This is a genomic window from Streptomyces sp. NPDC030798 (assembly GCF_055572275.1).
Genome location: NZ_JBVIDR010000028.1, coordinates 1 through 17,524, shown reverse-complemented (window position 1 = coordinate 17,524; position 17,524 = coordinate 1). Strand labels below are relative to the sequence as shown.

Annotated in this window: 12 protein-coding genes and 3 pseudogenes; 10 read left to right on the top strand and 5 right to left on the bottom strand. The window is 67.4% G+C overall.

Annotated features, from left to right (window positions below; translation table 11 throughout):
• Positions 1-122: 122 nt before the first annotated feature.
• A pseudogene (locus tag ACZ404_RS36600) lies at positions 123-581 on the bottom strand (IS5 family transposase); the annotation flags it as partial.
• 9 nt (positions 582-590) lie between these two features.
• Here ACZ404_RS36600 and ACZ404_RS36595 point away from each other — a divergent pair.
• A pseudogene (locus tag ACZ404_RS36595) lies at positions 591-1,499 on the top strand (IS701 family transposase); the annotation flags it as partial.
• A 9-nt stretch (positions 1,500-1,508) separates the two neighbouring features.
• Here the strand turns inward: ACZ404_RS36595 and ACZ404_RS36590 are convergent.
• Positions 1,509-1,799, bottom strand: coding sequence for a YciI family protein (locus ACZ404_RS36590; protein ID WP_468447678.1), 291 nt, complete (start codon positions 1,797-1,799; stop codon positions 1,509-1,511).
• Between the two features lie 421 nt (positions 1,800-2,220).
• Between ACZ404_RS36590 and ACZ404_RS36585 the strand changes: the two genes are divergently transcribed.
• From ACZ404_RS36585 to ACZ404_RS36575, 3 genes and pseudogenes are all read left to right on the top strand, one after another.
• Positions 2,221-2,520, top strand: a complete 300-nt coding sequence (locus ACZ404_RS36585) for a hypothetical protein (protein ID WP_468447676.1) — start codon at positions 2,221-2,223, stop codon at positions 2,518-2,520.
• 295 nt (positions 2,521-2,815) lie between these two features.
• Entirely contained in the window at positions 2,816-6,775 is a 3,960-nt protein-coding gene (locus ACZ404_RS36580; RefSeq protein ID WP_468447674.1) for a GDSL-type esterase/lipase family protein, read from the top strand.
• A 357-nt stretch (positions 6,776-7,132) separates the two neighbouring features.
• Positions 7,133-7,434, top strand: a pseudogene (locus tag ACZ404_RS36575) (ATP-binding protein); the annotation flags it as partial.
• Here ACZ404_RS36575 and ACZ404_RS36570 read toward each other — a convergent pair.
• Complete coding sequence (locus ACZ404_RS36570; protein ID WP_468447672.1) at positions 7,423-8,226, bottom strand: alpha/beta fold hydrolase; 804 nt, start codon at positions 8,224-8,226, stop codon at positions 7,423-7,425. The pseudogene ACZ404_RS36575 and the gene ACZ404_RS36570 overlap by 12 nt on opposite strands.
• Positions 8,227-8,626: 400 nt before the next feature.
• On the opposite strand from ACZ404_RS36570, the gene ACZ404_RS36565 reads away from it, so the two are divergent.
• Positions 8,627-8,959 carry a hypothetical protein gene (locus ACZ404_RS36565; RefSeq protein WP_468447670.1) on the top strand — a complete coding sequence of 111 codons (333 nt, stop codon included), beginning with the start codon at positions 8,627-8,629 and terminating at the stop codon, positions 8,957-8,959.
• 142 nt (positions 8,960-9,101) lie between these two features.
• Here the strand turns inward: ACZ404_RS36565 and ACZ404_RS36560 are convergent, their stop codons facing one another.
• Positions 9,102-9,920: an SDR family NAD(P)-dependent oxidoreductase gene (locus ACZ404_RS36560; protein ID WP_468447668.1), complete on the bottom strand. Its 819-nt coding sequence runs from the start codon at positions 9,918-9,920 to the stop codon at positions 9,102-9,104.
• 444 nt (positions 9,921-10,364) lie between these two features.
• On the opposite strand from ACZ404_RS36560, the gene ACZ404_RS36555 reads away from it, so the two are divergent.
• The 5 genes from ACZ404_RS36555 to ACZ404_RS36535 all read left to right on the top strand — a co-directional run bounded on the left by ACZ404_RS36555 (position 10,365) and on the right by ACZ404_RS36535 (position 16,535).
• Positions 10,365-11,666 (top strand): extracellular solute-binding protein, encoded by a 1,302-nt coding sequence (locus ACZ404_RS36555; RefSeq protein WP_468447666.1) that lies wholly within the window; start codon positions 10,365-10,367, stop codon positions 11,664-11,666.
• 112 nt (positions 11,667-11,778) lie between these two features.
• Positions 11,779-12,726, top strand: coding sequence for a carbohydrate ABC transporter permease (locus ACZ404_RS36550; RefSeq protein WP_468447664.1), 948 nt, complete (start codon positions 11,779-11,781; stop codon positions 12,724-12,726).
• Positions 12,723-13,628, top strand: a complete 906-nt coding sequence (locus ACZ404_RS36545) for a carbohydrate ABC transporter permease (RefSeq protein ID WP_468447662.1) — start codon at positions 12,723-12,725, stop codon at positions 13,626-13,628. Before ACZ404_RS36550 ends, ACZ404_RS36545 begins: the two co-directional genes overlap by 4 nt.
• 264 nt (positions 13,629-13,892) lie before the next feature.
• Positions 13,893-15,296, top strand: coding sequence for a GH1 family beta-glucosidase (locus ACZ404_RS36540; RefSeq protein ID WP_468447660.1), 1,404 nt, complete (start codon positions 13,893-13,895; stop codon positions 15,294-15,296).
• A 189-nt stretch (positions 15,297-15,485) separates the two neighbouring features.
• Positions 15,486-16,535, top strand: a complete 1,050-nt coding sequence (locus ACZ404_RS36535; protein ID WP_468447658.1) for a LacI family DNA-binding transcriptional regulator — start codon at positions 15,486-15,488, stop codon at positions 16,533-16,535.
• Between the two features lie 105 nt (positions 16,536-16,640).
• Here the strand turns inward: ACZ404_RS36535 and ACZ404_RS36530 are convergent, their stop codons facing one another.
• Positions 16,641-17,234 carry an ATP-binding protein gene (locus ACZ404_RS36530; RefSeq protein WP_468447656.1) on the bottom strand — a complete coding sequence of 198 codons (594 nt, stop codon included), beginning with the start codon at positions 17,232-17,234 and terminating at the stop codon, positions 16,641-16,643.
• Positions 17,235-17,524 lie beyond the last annotated feature (290 nt).

The following is a 17,524-nucleotide window of genomic DNA, read 5'->3' as shown; positions in this document are numbered from 1 at the left end:
TGGCCTGGCGGCGTAGGACGTCCAAGCACGAAGGCCCAGTCACGACGGTGCGCGTCCGCGACCGCAGTGCCGACCGCGGCCCGACGCGATAAAACAGCGGTCATGATCGCTAAGACGTCGTCTCATTTGGTGAGTCTGCGATAGCAGATGAGGCTGCAGGCGATGGCGGTGAAGGCCAGGAAATGCTCGGCCTTTCGCTCGTAGCGGCGGTGCAGGCGACGGCAGCCGGCCAGCCAGGACATCGTGCGCTCGATCGTCCAGCGATGCCGACCAAGCCGTGTGGATGACTCGATTCCCTTGCGGGCGATGCGGTGCCGGATGCCTCGCTTGCGTAGCCATCGGCGCAGGTGGTGGTAGTCGTAGCCCTTGTCCGCGTGCAGCTTGGCGGGCCGTCGTCTGCGCGGGCCGCGGCGGGAGCGGATCGGCGGGATGTCGCGCACCAGCGGCTCGAGCGCCTGGCTGTCGTGCAGGTTCGCGCCGGAGACGCCGACAGCGAGGGGCAAACCGGTCCTCTCGGTGATCAGGTGGATCTTCGAGCCCTTCTTGCCCCGATCGACAGGATTCGGACCCGTCAGTTCCCCCCTTTCGCGGGTGACCGGGACGCCGTCCTGGTCGTGGACGACACCGGCTTCCTGAAGAAAGGGGTGCGGTCGGCGGGGGTGCAACGGCAGTACTCCGGAACCGCCGGGCGGACCGAGAACTGCCAGATCGGCGTCTTTCTCGCTTATGCGGCTCCTGGCGGCCGGACGCTGATCGACCGGCGTCTGTATCTGCCCACCTCCTGGACCGACGACCGGGAGCGGTGCCGCCGGGCCGGCATCGACGACACGGTCGTCTTCGAGACGAAGGTGGCCATGGCCAAGGCGATGGTCCGACGGGCCATCGCCGATCGCGTCCCGTTCCGGTGGGTGACCGCGGACGCCGCATACGGGTTCAGCAAGGGCTGGCGGTCCGAGCTTGAACAAGCCGACGTCTACCACGTCTTGGCCCCCACCCGGCACGACACCGTCGTCACCCGCTGGGCCATCGATCACCCCGTGCACGACCTCTTTCCCGGCCTGCCCATGCAGAAGTGGAAGCGCCGTTCCTGCGGGGACGGCGCCCATGGTCGGCGCATCTACGACTGGGCACGCGTCGAGGTCAGGCCCTGGCACCGCGAGGACCGCCGGCACTGGGTCCTCGCCCGTCGCAGCGTCAGCCGCCCCGAGGAGATCTCCTACTACATCGCCTACTGCCCCGCGGAGACCACGCTTGATGAACTCATCCGCATCGCGGGCAGTCGGTGGGCCATCGAGGAGTGCTTCCAGAGCGCGAAGCAGGAGTGCGGTCTGGACGACTACCAAGTCCGCCGCTATCCCGGATGGCACCGCCACATGACTCTCGCCATGGCTGCTCACGCATGCCTGACCGTCCTGCGAGCCCGCCAGCTGGACACGGACAAAGCAGAAACGGATCCTCCCAGCTCATCCACCTCAGCCTCGCCGAGATACGACGGCTGATCACCCACCTCACCGACCGCCGCCCCACACCCGTCGAGCACATCCTGCACTGGTCAACCTGGCGCCGCCGACGACAACACCAGGCCCGCACCAGCCACTACAAACGGCGCGGACACAGCCCCTGACCTGGTCAGCAGTCACGGCAAGCACCGTTGCAGTACTAAGGCTACTCATGGAGTCGGGTGGACGGGTCGGACGGGCCGGGCGCGCGATGGCCACCGCCTCGTCGAGATCGCCAGTCTCCATGAGGTAGTACCCCGCGAGCGCCTCCTTCGTTTCTACGAACGGCGCGTCGGTCACCGTGAAGCCGCGTCCGAGGACGCTTCAAACATCGCCGAGGCCGTGTCACCACCGCCCTTGCTTTGTCATGTCTTTGTCCGGAGTTTTGTCGGTCGCTGGCCGGACAACCGTCTGAACCCGTCAAATCGTGGAGTGCACTACTGGCCCGGCTGCGCCTTCGCCGGTCTGACGCCGACCGGCACGTGGCCCCGGCCCTGCAAGGGCGGTAGTGCGCGGTCCAGACGAAAGTCGCATGTGAAGGGAAGTCATGTCCGCAACTCGAAGAGCAGTGCAGTTGGTGTTCGCTGTTGCGCTCACCACCGTCGGATTCGCCGCAACCACGCCGAACGCCCATGCGTACGTTCCTGACGTACCGCCCTGTTACGGGCCCACTTGCGTGGGCCAGTCGCCGTACATCAAGAACCGGGATGGGGAAAGCTGCGTGAGCGGGATCCCCGGCAACGGCGATGGCGCTGTCGACCTCGCCGGCTCCAAAGTGCTCGGCGATGGCAGCACCGGCAACTCCATCGTGTTGCGATGGTCCCCCTTCTGCCACGCGAACTGGGTCACGTACACCGGCGACTTCAACGCGCGCTACTCCAACTTCTACGCCCAGACGCAGGACGGCCACCAGGAGTGGCCGCAAGGCACCTACACCTACATGGTCGACGGAAACCAACTCGCACGCGGCTGCGTGAAGGACTACGCGGATCCCTATTTCCCCTGCAGCGCCTGGTTCTGACCCCCGCGGCAGACCCGGCGACGCATGCTGCGACCAACGGCCCGACGATGCGGCAGGTGATCCCGTCGAGAAGGCTGCACCTCCTCCGCCAGCGGTTCGTGGCACACGAGCTCCGGCGAGGAGCGTGCAGCTTCCCCAGCCGCGGGCCTCTTTCTGGTAGTGGGCCGGTGCACCTCCCGGACCGTTCAGTGCCGGCCACTTCCAGCCCATCTGCTGATTGCGCAACCAAGGGTTGCCATGTCTTGAAAGGGAGACGGTGCGAATACGACACCGGACGTGGACGGCAGTCGCGTGGGTGGCCGCCACGCTGTTGCCTTCTGGCTTGGTTCCTGCCACAGCCGAGGCCACCCAACCGGCGATTCACAGCAGCGTCGCCGCCCCTGGCCGCGAGGCGCATCGGTCACCGAAGCCAGACTCGGCCGTCCGTACGGTCGCCGTCTCGCCGGTGCCGGCCGGGGATGAGGTGGTCACCGGTCGGGGCGATGGGAACGGGTGGCACCTGTACGCGGCGAGTTCGGGCGGTGGATGGGCCTGGAAGCCACTGGCGACGTTGGCACCGGCCGGTCTGACCGCCGACGGGCAGCGATGGACCGGGCGGCAGTGCCTGACGAGCGACGGCCGTTTCGTGGTTGCGGTGGTGGCGCCGTGGGCGGCGAACAACTCCCCGGCGGGTCTGGACCGCGGTGGGCTGGCATACGTGGTGGACGCTCACACCGGCGCCGTGCGACCGCTGGTGGGTGGAGTGTCGCTTTACTACTCCACGCCCTCGTGCGGCTCAGGATCGAGGGTCGCCCTGACCCGCTATACGGGCGCCGATCAGCAGCACACCCAAGTGGTGACGGCCGACGCGGCCACCGCGAGGGTGGGTGACATCCAGCGCGCCGACGGGGAGATCACCGACGCCGTGCCCGGGCCAGGCGACACAGTGCTCGCCGTGCGCGGCAGCATGATCGTCCGGCTCCACCACGGCAGGGAACATAGGATCGCCCGCCTGGACGGCCGGCCGTTCGACATGACAGCCAACAACACCGGCGGGGTGGACTTCCTCCTAGGCAAGGGAAAGACGGCCTCTGTGTGGCGGCTGACCGGTCACGGCAGTGTGCGCCACGTGGCCGATGGCCGTCTTGCCGACCTGGCGCTGTTTTTGGGGCGCAACGGCCACACCACAGTGACCGGGACTCGCGGGCCTGCCACCGACGGTGGCCTGCGGGCGCTGCCCGTCTCGGAAGGCTCTGCGGTCGAGTCGGTGTCATCGGACGGCACAGCAGCTGTACTGGATGCCTCCAGCCGCGCCAGCGCCCGCCCCGCAGTCGGCGCAACCGGGGCAGCCAGGCCCCAGGCCCGGACCACGGATGCCGCGGTGCCCGCGGGCACCCCGCTTGTCCTGCAACTGACCGGCCGCGTCCGCGCAGCCGCCGCCCCGGTCAGGCGGTGGACGCCCGATGTCACTGCTCCCGCGACGACCCGGTGGCCTCGGATCCTGACCGGGGATGGGCGGTTGATCGCCCCGCACGCCACCAGCCCCCGGTCGACCGCACGGCCCATCCAGGGCTCAGCCCGCCCCTCCGCCGCAGGCAAGACACACGCCGCGACCGGGGCGGCCTTCACTTCCACCTGCGCGGTCCCGCGCAACCACACGGACCTGCAGGTCATGCAGCCCAATGCAGCTATGGTCGACTGGGCCGCCAGCCTGGCCGGCCAGAGCCTGCTGACGGGCAGCGCAGCCCGCCCGGCCGGATTCGCCAACCTCAAGCTGCCCAGCTACTCGCCCAGCCTCGACTTCCGGCTCCCGGCGCCCTTCGGCGCCGGCGGACAGAGCATTCCCCGAGAGCTGCTGGACGCGATCTTCGCGCAAGAGTCCAACTTCCACCAAGCCTCCCCGCACTCCATTCAGGGCCTGGCCGGCAACCCGTACATCGCCGACTACTACGGCGCTGGCGGCGGCTACCGTGTCGGCGCGCAAACTCCAGACTGCGGCTACGGCCTAGGGCAGGTCACCACCGGCATGACTACCGGCGCCATGGACTACGACCTGCAGCGTAAGGTCGCCGTCGACTACGCCGAGGGCGCCGCCGCGGCCGCGCAGTTGCTCGCGAAGAAGTGGAACGAGCTGACCGCCGCCGGCATCACTGCCAACGGCGCCGATCCGGCCCAGCTGGAGAACTGGTACCTGGCGGTGTGGGACTACAACAGCGGCCTTCACCTCGACGACGGCTCCGGTATCTGGGGTCTTGGCTGGCACAACAACCCGGCCAACCCTGCCTACCCCTATAACCGCCACCCTTTCCTGCACCATGACCTGGCATCGCTGGCCTGGCAGGTCACCTACGACGACGCTTCCCACCCCGGCGATTGGCCCTACCAGGAAAAGATCTTCGGGTGGATGGAAGTGCCACTCAAAGACCCGCAGAGCGGGCTGTACTCCTACACCGGCACACTCATGCAGACCGACGACGGCGTCAACGGCGAACGGCCGGACGCCTACGAATTGCAGCGCCCCGACCGGATGACCTTTTGCGGCATCAGCGACAACAGCTGCAACCCCTCCAAGTGCGACGTGAGTGACAAGGACACCGGCAAGAATTGCGACCCGAACAGCGAGCCAGGCGTCGGTCCATGCACCCTGCCGGACTCCCGCTGTTGGTGGCATTACCCCGCGCAGTGGTGCACCCTGCTCTTCCCCTGCCACAGCGGCACCTGGACCACCCAGGCCGGAACCCGGGAACCCACCCCCACCGGAGCGACTGAGTGGTTCCCGCCCATATGCAACGTCAGCAGCGACATCCCGCCCAGCGCGGTCCTGGTCGACAGCCAGCCCGGCGGCCTGAACCTGCAAGGCTGCAACCCGAAGACCGCTAACTGGGAAAACTCCGGATCCTTCACCTTCGCCTTCGGCGACCCCGACAACCCCGACGCGCAGGTCACAGACATGGACCTGCACCAGCTCGGGACTGGACTCGGCGGACACATCTGGTTCACCCACACCGACGAACCCACTGACCCCTCAGGCGCCTCGTACTGGGGCCTCACCGGCACCTGGAAACCGGACTTGGACAAGGGTCGCTACGAAATCAAGGCGTTCATCCCCGCCGCCGGCGCCACCGCCACGCAAGCTCGCTACACCATCACCAACGGCGCCGGGCTGAGCAGCAATACCACCATCAACCAGAACTCCTACACCAATCAATGGATCAGCCTCGGCACCCACTGGCTCGGCCCCGGCGCGAGCGTCTCCCTCACCAACCTCGGCATCCTCACCGACGGTGACCTTGCCTTCAGCGGCATGGCCTTCATCCCCGCACCGACCGGCACCTACGCCATGCTCGGTGATTCCTACTCCTCCGGTGAGGGCGCCGGCACCTACGACAAGACCACCGACCACTACCGCACTCGATGCGGCGGCGCACCCTGCACCAACAACGGCCACCGCTCCGCCTACTCCTATAACCGCAGCTTCGCCTCGACAACACAGACCTTCAAAGACCCAGGCACTTGGATCGACGTGGCCTGCAGCGGAGCCGTCATCGCCGATTTCTCCCTCACCAACCCCGACGGCAACTGCCCCGACGAGCCCGGCCAAAAGACCGCCCTGGGGCCTGACACCTCCCTGGTGACCCTCACCTTCGGCGGCAACGACCTCGACTTCGCACCCGTCGTACAGGACTGCATTCTCGCCGGGCTGAAGGAAAAGCTGCCACTGACGGCTGGAACGATCAACCACGTCATGACCCACCCAAACAAGACCTGCCAGGACGGATGGGCGACCGACTTCCAGACCCAGATCCAGCGCCTCATCACGCCCGGCGTCGCAGGCGGCCTGCCCCAGCTCTACTCGGAGATCAAAGCCCAAGCTCCCAACGCTGACATCGTGGTGCTGGGCTATCCACATCTGGTCCGCCCCGGCAACGACCCCAACGGCCGATGCCTGGCCAACGGATGGATCCTTGACAGCGACCGCGACTGGCTCAACTCAGTGGCAGACCAGATCGACGCCGCCATCAAGACCGCGGCCACCAATGCCGGCCTGAATTATCTGAGCGTCGACACAATGTTCGACGGCCATGAACTCTGCAGCACGGCGGCCACTCCCTGGTTCACCGGCATCGGCGACCCCACCACCAACGACGACCCAGGCGGCCTGTGGTCCTTCCTTCAGTCATCGACCGGCACCGACAAACAGGCATGGTTCCACCCCAACACCCAGGCCTACGCGGGCGAAGCCGACCTCCTCGACGTCCACCTCCCCGTCCCCTAGCAAGCCACTCACAGCACGGGGCACCGAGCCACACACGGCGGGTACCCCGTGTGCCAATCCAGCGGCTCTGCCCTGAGCACACCACCGACTGGACCAGTGTCGGCCAAGTTAGTGGAGGACCAACTGATCGAGGAGCTGGTGGGCGGCCCCCGGGGCGAGCGCCTGCATGTGACCGGCCAGGGCAGGCTGCTGCAACGTCGACGAGGTCGATCCCGACAGAACTCGTTCCGCCAAACGACGATGTGGTCTTCGTCGGCCAGATCAGCGAATATCCGTGCGCACGTCCGGTTCGGCGGGCGGGCTACGCGGGAAAACCGGTACTGCTGAATGGTGTACGGCGTCCCGCCGCCTATCCAACATATGGAACTCGATCTTCGAGGCGCTGAACTGCTGCTCCAGGTTCTGACCGAACGCGAGGAAGCAGCGTCGCCAACTCCTCGGACGAGTTTCTTCGGCGGCCGGACCAAAGCCTTCACCAACCCCAGGCTCTGCACGGCTATAGCCGATCGCCTCACCTTCAACGCCACCATCATCCAGATCGGCACGGATCCTGTCGCCTCGCCCACGCCCACGCCCACGCCCGGGCCCAGAGCCAGCAGACGGCCGCTGCCTCAAAGCGGCCACACCCGCCGCGTTCCGTCCCTCTCCTATGCAGATAGACCGGCGAGAAAGTCGGAGATCAGGCCACACACGATGTCAGGTTGTTCCAGATGCAGGTCATGACGGGTTCCGCGAATGCTGACGGACACGGTTGGGAGGCGCCGATGCATCAGTGCATCGACCCGTGCAGGCGATATGAAGCTCGACTGGGCGAGGATCAGCAGAGTGGGGCAGGTGATGCGCTCCCACTCGTGAGCGAAGGAATGCTGGGCAGCGTCCACCACGGACCGAACCATCACGTCCCGGTCAAAGCGGGGCCACCACTGCCCACCGCGCTCCTCCAGGCCATCCGCCCAGCCGACGCCGATCGCTCCGCCGCCGAAGAACTGGACCGCAGCATCGCGTGAGGCAAACGGGGCCGGCCACGAGTCGAACCACCGGCGGACATGCGTCGGCCATTCGGGGTCGGGACCGCTCACGTCGGCTTCGATGGCCACCAAGGCGCGGACCAATCCCGGATACCTCGCTGCGGTCAGGATGGCCGCGTGTCCGCCCATCGACTGTCCGACTACAACAACGCGCCCAAGGCCCAACTGCTCTGCCACGGCGACGATGTCTTCAACAAAGGCACCCCTGGAGACGTCGGAAGGGAAGCGGTCGCTGGCGCCTTGACCGCGTTGGTCGACTGCGACAACCCGATACGCCGAGCTCAGAGGGCCTGCCAGGGCATCCCACTCGCCCGCATGACCGGCCAGTCCATGCAACAGCACCAATGCTGGCCCGTCTCCGCCCCAGTCCCGGCAGATCAGCCGCACGCCTCCCCGCTCGACCACCCGCTCAGTCCACGTCACCTCGGCACCCTAGCGCGCAGAGATCTCCTCACGAGACCCCTCAGCCAGCCTTGCTGCCAGATCGGATATTGATCAAGCGCAACAGTCATGAGATTTCCGAAGCCGTGTCGAAGCGACATACACGAACAGCCATGACAGTCATGTTTTCCGGCCCACTACGGCGTTGTGTGGATGAAGTGACCAAGGGCTGGCTCTTTTCGGCGCGGGCCCGGAACACACACGGTGTCTCCTGAGTACGGACCGGGCCCTCCAAGCAGGGTGATACTTCTACAAGTTGTTGTCGTGTATGGTCCCTGCGGGGCCGATGGCCTGCCCCCCGACTCGATCCATGGCTGAGGCACGGGCCCATGTCCCCGAACAAGGACTGAGTCCTCTCACCGATGGACGAACGAGGAATGCCATGACCCCGGAAGAACGCTTCGACGACCTGGTGAGTGAGTTTCTCGGCCTGCCCGGAGTCACTCCTCCGGCGGGCACGGGCTCCGGTTTCGGCAAAAGTGCGTCGCGGATAAACAACAAGATCTTCGCGATGCTGGTGCGCGGGCGGCTGGTGGTGAAGCTCCCTAAAGAGCGGGTGGACGCCTTGGTGGCCGGTGACGAAGGAGATCACTTCGAGGCGAACAAGGGCACACCCATGAAGGAGTGGTTCGTCCTCGCTCCGGAGTCCACATTGGACTGGTTGTCCCTCGCCCGCGAGGCTCTGGCGTTCGTCCCCGGCGCAGGCGGGCGGTGAGCCGTGGGGCATCACCCGGCACCGGCCGGGCCGGGATGATGGTTCGGCCCGTTGCTGCCCTGACGAAAAATCGCTGGTTACATGGAGGCGGCAGTGCCGAAGACAGCGCGGTTGGCGTCGCGCGAGCCGTTGACCTCCAGGGTCACTCACCGCACACGTCGATCCGGTAGCGGTCGGCCAGCGCGGCGACGTCCAGTGCCTGGCCGGTCAGTGCGTGGCGCTTCGGGTCCTGGGCCACGGCCACGACGGCGCGGCCGACGCCCTCGGGGGACTGGGATGCGGTGAGGTCCAGGTATTCCTCGAACTGCATCACCCCTTCGGTGCGTACCAGCCCGGGGTGGAGAGCCACCGATGTGACGCCATGAGGTCGTAGCTGCTCGGCGGCGGCAAGGGCCAGCCGGTCGTCGGCGGCCTTGGCCATTCCGTAGGCCGCGCCGAAGGCGTGCTGCTCGCTCTCCGGAACGGCGAAGGAGACGGTCACCACCAGGCTGCCGGGGGTGCGCATGAGCAGCGGCGCGCACAGCGCCGTCGTGACGTAGTGAGCCCGTACCCCGTGGGTGAACATGGCATCGAACAGTTCCAGTGGCTGCTCCCACAGGGGGGCGTTCCATTCCTCCCAGGCCCCTGCGTTGAGCCGCTCATATCCGGCCCAGACGTTGTTGACGAGCAGGTCCAGGCGCCCGAACTCGGCGGAGATGCGCTCGGCCACCGACGCAGCCGCGGCATCGTTGCCATGGTCGCAGGCCACCGCGATCCCCCGCCCGCCGCCTGCAGACACCTCCTCGGCCGTCGCCTCCACCGTTCCGGGCAGGGGTGTCGTCACGCCGCTTGTAGAACGTGCCGTCACAAAGACCGTCCAGCCGGCCCGGCCCAGCGTCCGCGCGATACCCCGGCCGACTCCTCTACTGGCGCCCGTCACCCAGGCGACGCGCGAGGCGCCACCACTTTCGTAATCCGGCATGCCGCGCACCCTAGCGCCTGTCACCCTCAGCCTGCACCCTTCCTGAGAGCGCTCCTTGGCTCTCTGCCCACCTCGCTCGGCCGACGAGGCAGGCATCGGGTGCCCCATGCCGACGACAGGGTCGGTCCAGCCGCCTTCGACCTCCGGTGTCAGACCTGCTTGTTTCACGCCAGGCGGGAAGGCGGCCAGGTCCGAGCCGGTGCGGGGACAAACGGCGAGGCTGGTGCGTTCAGGTCCAGGGCAGGCCGCACGGAAGTCGAGCTCGACTGGTGAAGATGTTCAGGACAGGCCCTCCGGGGGTTGGCTGGATCCAATCCGTTACCGATTCAACCCTTGACGCAACCAGGACCCCTGCGGCAACCTCCTGGAACAACTTGAGAGCGCTCTCAACCGGCGCTCTCCCCGCGTGTCTCTCATCCCGTCCCGAAGCCATGGGAGGCTTCCATGCCCATCTCCCGAGCCGCCCGCCGTACCACCCTCAGACTCGGGGCGGTCGCTCTCGCCGGCGCTCTCCTCGCTGCCTGTGGATCCGGGTCCTCCGGATCGTCCGCGGACAAGAACGGCAAGGTGACGCTCACCATCGACTTGTTCGGCACCTTCGGTTTCAAGGAGGCGGGTCTCTACAAGGAGTACATGAAGCTCCACCCGAACGTCACCATCAAGGAGACGAGCACCGAGCAGGAGCCCGACTACTGGAAGGCTCTGAACACCCACCTCGCCGGTGGTGGCGGCCTCGCTGACATCCAGGGCATCGAGGTCGGCCGCACCGCCGCGGTCACCCAGCAGATGTCCGACAAGTTCGTGGACCTGAACACGCTCGGAGCGTCGGCGCTCAAGGCAGATTTCTCCGCGGCCAAGTGGGCGGCGATCACCACCGCCGACGGCCACACCCTGGGGCTGGGCACCGACATCGGACCGGAGGCGATCTGCTACCGCACCGACCTGTTCAAGAAGGCGGGGCTGCCCACCAAGCGCACCGACCTGGCCAAGAAGTGGGCCACGTGGGACGGCTATCTGAAGCTGGGCAAGCAGTACGAGGCCAAGGCCGGCGGCAAGAACCACTGGGTGGACAGCGTCGGCAGCCTGTACTCGGTGATGGTCGGACAGGAGAAGGAGCGCTACTACGATGCCTCCGGCAACCTGATCTACGACACGAACCCCGCCGTCAAGAACGCGTGGGACACCTCGGTCAAGGCCGCCCGGGAGGGGCTGAGCGCCAAGCTGTCCCAATTCTCCCCCGCGTGGAACCAGGCCTTCAGCAGCGGATCCTTCGCGACCATCGGGTGTCCCGCCTGGATGCTCGGCTATATCAAGGGACAGGCGCCGCACGCCAAGGGCAAGTGGGACATCGCCCCGCTGCCGGGCGGCGTCGGGGGCAACTGGGGCGGCTCGTACCTCGCGATCCCCAAGACCTCCCCGCACGCCAAGCAGGCATATGACCTGATCAAGTGGCTGACGGCGGCACCACAGCAGGCCAAGCTGTTCAAGAAGCAGGGCAGCTTCCCCTCGAACCTCGGCGCCATCGCGGAGGTCCAGAACGTCAAGGACCCCTACTTCAGCAACGCGCCCGTAGGCGAGCTCTTCGGCGCCGCGGCCAAGGCGTCCCCCGTGCAGGTGCTCGGGGTGCACGACGCCGACGTCGCCCAGCAGATCACCAACGCCCTGGGTGAGGTCGAGCAGAAGGGCACCAGCTCCGCCAGCGCCTGGAGTCACGCCGAAACGGGCATCAAGAACGCCGTCGGCTGATCAGTACCACCCCCACCGCCACCCCCCATGGGGCGCGAAGGGTCGCCGCCTCCCCGGCCCTGCTGGTCCTTCGCGCCCCTCCAACGCCGGACCCCCGATCGAAGGTCTCACCATGACCCTGACCGCCACCGCCCCCACGCGGTCCACGCGGCCGCCGGCCTCTCTGCGCAGGCGTCTGGCCAAGTTGTCACCGTACGCGTACATCACGCCGTTCTTCGCCCTTTTCGGCGCCTTTGGTCTCTTCCCGCTGCTCTACACCGCGTACGTCTCCCTTTACCGCGTCGAACTGCAGACACCTGGGCAGTTGGAGTGGCGGGGCCTGGACAACTACACGGCGATCTTCGGCGACGACTACTTCTGGACTGCGCTGCGCAACACCTTCTCCATCGGCGTCATCTCCACCGTCCCGCAGCTGTTGATGGCGCTCGGCCTGGCCCACCTGCTCAACTACAAGCTGCGTGGGCGCACCTTCTTCCGCATCACCATGCTCCTGCCGTACGCCACGTCGGTGGCCGCGGCCACCCTGGTCTTCGCTCAGCTCTTCGGTCGCGACTTCGGACTGATCAACTATCTGCTGGGTCTGGTCGGCATCCACCCGGTCGACTGGCAGTCCGGCACCGTCGCCTCCCAGATCGCCGTGTCAACCATCGTCACCTGGCGATGGACGGGTTACAACGCGTTGATCTACCTCGCCGGCATGCAGTCCATCCCCGCCGACCTGTATGAGGCGGCGGAGCTGGACGGTGCGTCCCGCTGGCGGCAGTTCCTGCATGTGACCTTGCCCGGACTGCGACCCACCATCTTGTTCACCATCGTGGTGTCGACCATCGGGGCCACCCAGCTGTTCGGCGAGCCCCTGCTGTTCGAGGGCAGCATCTCGGGCGGCATCTCGCACCAGTACCAGACCCTCGGCCTGTACATGTACGAACAGGGCTGGGGTTTCTTCCACCTCGGCCGCGCCGCCGCGATCGCGTGGGTGATGTTCGTCCTCATCGTGGTGCTGGTGCTGGTCAATACCGCCATCGCCCGCCGCCGCACCGGCAAGGAGACCGAGCGATGACCACACTCGCCACGCCTCGACACACGCAGAAGACCCCCGGTTCCGTCCGACCGGCCTCCCGCCCGCGCGGAGGGCGGGCGGGAGGCCACCAGCAAGGCGGCCGGCTGGCGTACGCGATCCTCATCGTCGCCGCGCTGGTCTCCGCCTTCCCTTTCTACTGGACGATCGTGGCGGCCACCCGCTCCAACGGGGAGCTGGCCCAGTCCCCGCCGGCGCTGCTGCCCGGTGGCAATCTGATGCACAACTTCCGGCAGGTCCTGGAGCAGGCCGACATCGGCAAGGCCCTGCTGAACTCGCTGATCGTCTCAGGATCGGTGACGGTCGGAACGGTGCTGTGCTCCACGCTCGCCGGCTTCGCCTTCGCCAAGCTGCGTTTCAAGGGCCGCAACGCGCTGCTTGCCGTGACCATCGGGACCATGATGATTCCGCCGCAGCTCGGCGTGATCCCGTTGTTCATGGTCGTCGCCAAACTGCACTGGGTGAACCAGCTCCAGTCGGTCATCCTGCCCGGCCTCGTGTCGGCCTTCGGGGTCTTCTTCATGCGCCAGTACCTCGTGCAGGCGTTGCCCGACGAGCTGATCGAGGCGGGCCGGGTCGACGGCGCGTCGACGGCGCGGATCTTCTGGACCATCGTCGTCCCGATCGCCCGGCCCGGCATGGCCGTACTCGCCATGCTCACCTTCATGGCCTCTTGGAACGACTTCTTCTGGCCGATCATCGCGTTGTCCTCGCAGGAGCCCACGGTGCAGGTCGCCCTGCGCCAGCTCGGTGGGGGATACGTCCACGACCAGTCGATCATCATGGCCGGCACCCTGCTGGGAACGCTGCCCGTGCTGCTCGTCTTCGGTCTGCTGGGCCGGCAGATCGTGGGCGGCATCATGCAGGGCGCCGTGAAGGGATAGGCGCGCCGTCCACGCTGTACGGCCGTGCGCGGGCGTGCCTCGGCCACCCAGACGGCCCCCGGTCCGCGACGCCGTGCTCCGGCGCGGGAAACCGCCCCGCCCTGCCGCGGCGGAGCCTCACGGCCGCCGACCGGGGGTCATGCTGCGCTCCCTTGCCCCCCATCCCGCGGCTCCCGTCGCGGCGAACTGGCGCCCGTCCCGTATGCCTGCGGCGGGGCGCGGCCCCCTTCCCACACATCCGTAAACGATCACGATGGAGCCCCGATGACCACCATCGCCCCCCACCTCGCCACGGCCTCGGAGGTGATGTTCCCTGCGGCGTTCCGCTGGGGCGCCGCCACAGCCGCTTACCAGATCGAGGGAGCCGCGACCGAGGACGGCCGGACGCCGTCGATCTGGGACACGTTCAGCAGGACGCCGGGCAAGGTTCGCAACGGCGACACCGGGGACATCGCGGCCGACCACTACCACCGGATGCGGGAGGACGTCGCGCTCATGGCCGAGCTCGGCCTGACGGACTACCGCTTCTCCGTCTCCTGGCCCCGGGTACAGCCGACCGGCCGCGGCCCGGCCGCCCAGAAGGGACTCGACTTCTACCGCGCCCTGGTCGACGAACTCCTCACCCGCGGTATTCGCCCCGTACTGACCCTCTATCACTGGGACCTTCCGCAGGAACTCGAGGACGCGGGCGGCTGGCCCGAGCGGGACACGGCCTTGCGGTTCGCCGACTACACCGCACTCGTGGCCGACGCGCTCGGCGATCGCGTACACACCTGGACCACCCTGAACGAGCCGTGGTGTGCGGCCTTCCTCGGCTACGGCGAAGGGGTCCACGCCCCCGGCCGTACCGAACCGGAAGCGGCACTCCGGGCGGCGCACCATCTCAACCTCGCCCACGGCCTGGCCGTCGGGGTACTGCGCCGGCAGGTGCACCCTTCCGCCGAGGTGTCGCTGACGCTGAACCTCGCGGCTGTCCGCCCGCTGACCGACAGCCCCGCCGACCAGGACGCAGCCCGGCGTATCGACGCACTGGCCAACCGGATCTTCCTGGACCCGGTCTTCCACGGCCGCTACCCCGAGGACCTGCGGGCGGACACCGCGGCGCTGACGGACTGGTCCTTCGTCCATGACAGCGATCCGGCGATCATCTCCCGCTCCATCGACGCACTGGGGATCAATTACTACACCCCCACCGTGGTCGCCGCCGGTTCCCACCCCCTGCCCTCGCCGTGGCCGGCTGCGCAGGACTACGTACGGTTCGCGCCCGCGCCGGGACCGCGCACCTCCATGGACTGGCCGGTGGACGCCGACGGGCTGTACGAGCTGCTGACTCGACTGCGGGCCGAACTGCCGGGCACGCCGTTGCTCGTCACGGAAAACGGCGCCGCGTACGACGACTACGCCGACCCGGAGGGAGACGTCCACGACCCCGAGCGGATCACTTACCTGCGCTCGCATCTCCAGGCGGTGCATCGGGCGATGGCCGAAGGCGCTGACGTCCGCGGCTACTTCCTGTGGTCGCTGCTGGACAACTTCGAGTGGGCCTACGGCTACAGCAAGCGGTTCGGCATGGTCCACGTCGACTTCGCCAGCCAGCGCCGCACACCCAAGGACAGCGCCCGCTGGTACGCCGACGTCGTGGCTCGCCGGACGCTGCCCAGCGCGTGATCTGAGATCAAGGGTGAGTGGCTGCTCGACGGGAGGGGCCAAAGGCGCAATCCCTGCATTCTGGCTGATGCGGGTTGCCGGTGGTACGGGATTGTCCTCGTGAGGTGACAGCGGGTGAGAGCGCTCTTCTCAAGTGCGTCAGCCCACTGATCGGCAGCTACAGTGGTGCCGTCCCGAGAGGAGCCTTCCTTGCACCACCAGACTTCCGCACCCCGCCCGACCCTGGAGGCCGTCGCCGAACGAGCGGGTGTCTCCCGGGCCACCGTCTCACGTGTCGTCAACGGGGGCAGCGGGGTGCGTGAGGCCTTGGTCGAGAAGGTTCGCCGTGCCGTCGAGGAGCTGGGGTATGTACCCAATCAGGCGGCCCGGGCGCTGGTCACCCGTCGTACGGGAGCGGTCGCCGTCCTCGTTGCCGAGCCGGAAACCAAGGTCTTCACCAACCCGTTCTTCGCCGAGCAGCTGCTCGGCATCAGCCGCGAGCTGACCAGTCAGGATCTGCAGCTGGTACTGCTGCTGGTCGAAGGCAACGCGGACTACGACCGCGTGGGCCGCTACCTGGCCGGCGGCCACGTGGACGGGGCCTTGCTGTTTTCCCTGCACGCCGAGGACCCGCTTCCCGACATCACCGGCCGCATCGGTATTCCCACCGTCTTCGGCGGTAGGCCGGGCTGGCCGGCAGCCGAGGGAGACCGCAGCCTCCTTTACGTCGACTCCGACAACCGCGGCGGAGCACGCGAGGCAGTGCGCCACCTGCTCTCACTCGGGCGCCGGCACGTAGCGACGATCACCGGGCCGATGGACCAGACGGCCTCCGTGGACCGGCTCGACGGCTATCACGACATGCTCATGGACGCCGACCCGAAGCTCATCGTCGAGGGCGACTTCACCGACACAGGTGGCGCGCGGGCGATGGAGGAGTTGTTGGAGAGAGCCCCCGAGCTGGACGCCGTGTTCGTCGCCTCCGACCTCATGGCCTCGGGCGCTCTGCGCGTCTTGCGGGAGCACGGGCGTCGGGTGCCGGAGGATGTCGCAGTCGTCGGCTTCGACGACATGGCCTCGGTGGCTGCGCTGACCGATCCGCCGTTGACCACGGTCCGTCAGGAGATCGAGGAGATGGGCCGCATGATGGTCCGACTGCTGCTGCGCGACTTGGAGCGGCGGGCGAAGGGGGAGAGCGCAGGTCGGCCATTGTCCTCCGTGATCACACCGACCCGGCTGATCCGGCGAGCCACCGCGTGAACCGCCCTCGTTCTCTTGGGGTACTGTTCCGGTTCACATCCGTGCCGCACATACTCGGCCGCTACTGAAGTCGAGGTTGGCGTCGTCACGGCCCCACAGCGTTGGTCAGTCGGGCCGCACTGCTGCCGCAGGGCGACGCCACGGAGGCCTTTCCGGCTCATCAGGCTCGGCGCAGTCGACGAGCGACGGCACACCGCCCATGGGTGTGTCGGATTCGGGCTCGGCGCCGTGACCTGCCGGATGCTCTCCGGTGTCGAGCATGACCGTCGCGGTGATGCGCTTACCCACTGGCTCCCTGCGCACCTCGACGGTATTGCAGAGCGCGACCACGATCTCCAAACCGTGCTGTCCGGCCCTGTGCGGATCAGGGGCCATGGCTACGGGCAGCACGGGGTCACTGTCCCAGACCGACAGCTCGACGCGGTCTCGGGTGAGCTCGAGATGGAGCAGGCACGGTCCCCGTGTGTACTTGCAAGCGTTCGTCACCAGCTCGCTGACCACCAGTTGCACTGTGTCCAACGTGTGATCGGAAATCGGATCGGGGATCGCAAGGCCGTGAACCGACTGCGATCGCATGAGGAAAGCGCGAGCTGTCCTGCGCGCCCGAGCAGCGTCGCGAGGGCTGCCCTCATACGACTCCGACATCGCGGCCAGCGGTTGATCCTTCAGCTGATCGTTGTCTTGGACAGCGCTGCCCATACGATCCGCCTTCTTTCTCTGCCTTGACCGCAACGCCGGCGCTTGTCCCCAACGTCGGCAACGACCGGGATCGATCTTCCGAGTCGACCATTGAGGGATGCCCCGCATCAGAGCCTGTCCGACACCCTCCCGCCGTCCGCTTACCGGCTGGGGAGGGTGGTGGGGTTGTGGGTGAGTGCTGGGTTTCGGTGGTGGTTCAGGTTGTGTGGAGGGGGTTGGTGCGGGCTGCGGCGAGGAGGTACCAGGCTGTGGCGCCGATGTGTTTGTAGGGGTAGTAGCCGAAGCCGAAT